Annotated in this window: 4 protein-coding genes; all 4 read left to right on the forward strand. The window is 69.2% G+C overall.

Annotation, left to right across the window (positions count from 1 at the left end):
* Window positions 1–8: 8 nt before the first annotated feature.
* The 4 genes from E6J59_15610 to E6J59_15625 all read left to right on the forward strand — a co-directional run bounded on the left by E6J59_15610 (window position 9) and on the right by E6J59_15625 (window position 3,502).
* Complete coding sequence (locus tag E6J59_15610; GenBank protein TMB17730.1) at window positions 9–578, forward strand: Uma2 family endonuclease; 570 nt, start codon at window positions 9–11, stop codon at window positions 576–578.
* A 91-nt stretch (window positions 579–669) separates the two neighbouring features.
* Entirely contained in the window at window positions 670–1,830 is a 1,161-nt protein-coding gene (locus tag E6J59_15615; GenBank protein ID TMB17727.1) for a radical SAM protein, read from the forward strand.
* Window positions 1,550–2,707, forward strand: coding sequence for a hypothetical protein (locus E6J59_15620; protein ID TMB17728.1), 1,158 nt, complete (start codon window positions 1,550–1,552; stop codon window positions 2,705–2,707). Before E6J59_15615 ends, E6J59_15620 begins: the two co-directional genes overlap by 281 nt.
* Before the next feature lie 12 nt (window positions 2,708–2,719).
* On the forward strand, window positions 2,720–3,502 hold the full coding sequence (locus E6J59_15625; GenBank protein TMB17729.1) for a methyltransferase domain-containing protein: 783 nt from the start codon (window positions 2,720–2,722) through the stop codon (window positions 3,500–3,502).
* Window positions 3,503–3,572 lie beyond the last annotated feature (70 nt).

Raw genomic sequence — 3,572 nt, forward strand, 5'->3', positions numbered from 1 at the left:
GTGCGGTCGTGGCGATCGGCAAGCGTCGGGCGACCTACGAGGACCTGTGCAAGGTCCCGGACACGATGGTTGCGGAGATCATCGACGGGGAGCTGATCGTGACGCCGCGGCCCGCCTCCCCACATGCGCGTGCAACCTCGGTTCTTGCGGTCGATCTTGGCGGCCCCTTCGACCGCCCTTCGGGTGATCCCGCGGGCGTTGGCGGCTGGTGGCTGCTGTTCGAGCCCGAGCTGCACCTGGGCCCGGACGTGATCGTGCCGGACTACGCGGGGTGGCGGAGAGATCGCGTGCCCGTGCTTCCGAACGTGGCGGCCTTCGAGGTGGCGCCCGACTGGGTGTGCGAGGTCGTGTCGCCTTCGACCGGCGCGGTCGACCGCTCCCGCAAGATGCGCATCTACGCGCGCGAGCGCGTGGGGCATCTCTGGATCGTCGACCCAATCCTGCGCACGCTCGAGGTCTATCGGCTGGAGGATTCACGCTGGGTGGTGGCGAGCACGCACGGCGGTGCCGACACCGTCCGCGCCGAGCCCTTCGATGCGGTCGAGCTCCGGCTGGCGCGCTGGTGGCTCGAGGCCTGAGACGCCCTTGTAGCCCTGCGGCCTCGTGGCGCGCGATCCCGAGCCATTGCAGCTCTCGCTCGCCCGGCGGGACGCCCCGCCTCTTGTCGCGATGCCAGCCGCACACTATGAGGGCCACCGGGGGTGCGAGGACGAGGGTCCTGCGGATTCAATGAGGCGCGACCGCGTCAGCTGGCTGACAGCTCAGGGCGGGCACCGGATCAGGCTCGAGGCGGCCACCATCTGCCAGCTCGCCTGTCCGAGCTGTCCGACGACACAGGGGGTGGTCAAGGCGCAGATCGGCGCCGGCTTCCTCCGCTTCGAGCAGTTCCGTCGGATCGTGGACGACAACCCCCGGATCTCGGAAATCGAGCTGTCGAACTGGGGCGAGATCTTCCTGAACCCCGACATCGAACGCATCATCGAATACGCGTACCGCCGGAACGTCGCGCTGTCGGCGTGGAACGGTGCCAACCTGAATCACGTACGGGATTCCGTCCTCGAGGCGATGGTCCGATGCAAGTTCCGCGTCGTCACGTGCTCGATCGACGGCGCCACGAGGGAGACGTACGAGATCTACCGGCGCAAGGGCGACCTCGCGCGCGTGCTCGACAACATCCGGAAGCTCAATGCGTACAAGACGCGGTGGCGGTCGCGGTATCCCAAGCTCCTCTGGCAGATGATCGTCTTCGGGCACAACCAGCACGAGATCGCGGCCGCGCGGTCGCTTGCGCGGGAGCTCGACATGACCTTCGTCCTGAAGACCAACTGGGACCCCGACTATTCCTCCGTGCCCCAGCGGTCGTCGCCTGCGGTGACGGCCGCCGGAGGCTCCCCGGAACGTCAACCGGCAGCGGACCCCGCGGTGTCACCGGAGCGAGACGAAGCCCAGTCCGACGGCATCTGCTACCAGCTCTGGAACGAGCCCCAGATCAACTTCGACGGCGCGCTGCTCGGATGCTGCGTCAACACGTGGGGCACGTTCGGGGACAATGCGTTCGAGGTCGGACTCGAGCGCGCCCTCGCGAGTCCCGGGCTTCGCTACGCGAAGGAGATGCTGCTGGGGAAGGCGCCGCCGAAGGCGGGCATCCCGTGCACGACGTGCGCCGTCTATGCGACGCGTTCCCGCGCGCAGCGCTGGCTCCCTCCCGAGCCCCGCGGCGGACTCACGCGGGTGCTCCAGCGGCACGGCCTCGGCCGCTGGGTCGTCTGGATCGACAACCGGCTCGGTCGGTACCTCTCCCCTCTCGTGCGCTCGTTGCACGTCACATGAAGCTCCGGATTCGGCGTCGCCCCGCACCGTTCGACCGAGCATGACCTACTGCTACTTCGGGCACCACAAGTGCGCCAGCGCCTGGTTCTGCGGCGTCATCCCGGTGGTCTGCCAGGACCTCGGGCTCAGCTGGCACACGACCAGCTCCTTCGCCGATTTCCACTTCGGGAGCCCGGCGGGCCGGGCGGACTTCCTCCTCTTCCGGAACGCCGGCATGAACCACGTGCCGCGCGAGCGCGATTTCCGGGGTTTCCACGTCATCCGCGATCCGCGGGACGTGGTCGTGTCCGCATACCATTCGCACCGGAGGAGCCATCCGGCGACGGATGAGTGGCAGGAGCTGAACGAGATCCGCGAACGGCTGAACGGGATGAGCGTCGAGGCAGGCCTGCTGTGGGAGCTCGAGAACCTGGCCCCCGTGTTCCGCCAGATGCAGACCTGGGACTACTCCTCGCCCCGCATCCGCGAGTTCAGGATGGAGGAGCTGATCGCGAATCCGTTCAAGATCGCGCTGGAGTCGTTCGGGTTCCTGGGTCTGCTGGACGACGAGCCAGCCCGCGGCGTCCGGCGCCTGACGTTCGCCGCCCTGTCCCTGCTGAACAAGCCCGCGCGGCCCTGGGGAGAGGCCGGGCGGCGCGGTCCCATCCGCTTCGCGAAGATCACCGCGGAGCGGTTGCTCGGAATCGTCCACGCCCATGACTTCAAACGGCTGAGCGGCGGACGTCGCCAGGGCCACGAGGACGTCACGTCGCACTACCGCAAGGGGATCGCCGGCGACTGGGAGCGCGCGTTCACGCCGCGGGTGAAGGACCGCTTCAAGGAGCTCTACGGCCCGCTGCTGATCCAGCTCGGCTACGCCGCAAGCTCCGACTGGTAACCGAGCGGTCTCGTGACGGACGACGCGGAGCTGCTGCGCCTCTCGCTCGCCCGGCGGGACTACCTCCGCCACCCCCTCCTGCTCGCCGAGATCCTCGGGCTGCACGCGCTCATGCGGCTCACCTCGGGGCCGGCGCGTCGCGCCGTCGGGCGGGCGATCGGCGAGCTGAAGGTCGCGGTGTGCGACCGGCGGGCGCGCGCCCGGCTCGCCGTGGCCGCCGGGCGCGCGCCCCACCGGCTGAACATCGGCTGCGGCGAGAACCTCCGGCCCGGCTGGCTCAACATCGACCTCGACCCGAGAGCCGACTTGCGGCTCGACATCCGGCGGCCGCTGCCCTTCCGCGAGGGGTCGTGCGCCGAGATCTACTCCGAGCACGTCCTCGAGCACCTGGCCTACCCGGGCGAGGTCGAGCAGGTCCTCCGCGACTGGTGGCGGGTCCTCGCACCCGGCGGGACGCTCTCGGTCGGCGTTCCCGACACCGTGTACCCGCTCGAGTCCTACGTGAACGAGGTCGACGACTACTTCGCGTGGTGCCGCACGCAGCCGTGGAACCAGCCGTGGATCGAAACACGGCTCGACCAGATCAACTTCCACTTCCGCCAGCAGGCCCTCGGCTTCGGCCAGGATCACCTCTACGCCTACGATGTGGAGACGCTGGCGGCGCGGTTGACGTCCGCCGGCTTCGTCGATATTGCACAGCGCCCGTACGACCCGGCGCGCGACTCGCGCGCGTACACGCTGTACCTCGACGCGCGGAAGCCCGGACGCCCCGGCGGCGCTCGGCAGACCGAGTGAGGGAATACATGGCCCGCAAGAAGATCGCGCTCATCGGCGCGGGGATGATCGGCGGCACGCTGGCGCACCT

It is taken from the genome of Deltaproteobacteria bacterium, from assembly GCA_005879795.1.
Taxonomy (GTDB): domain Bacteria; phylum Desulfobacterota; class Binatia; order DP-6; family DP-6; genus DP-6.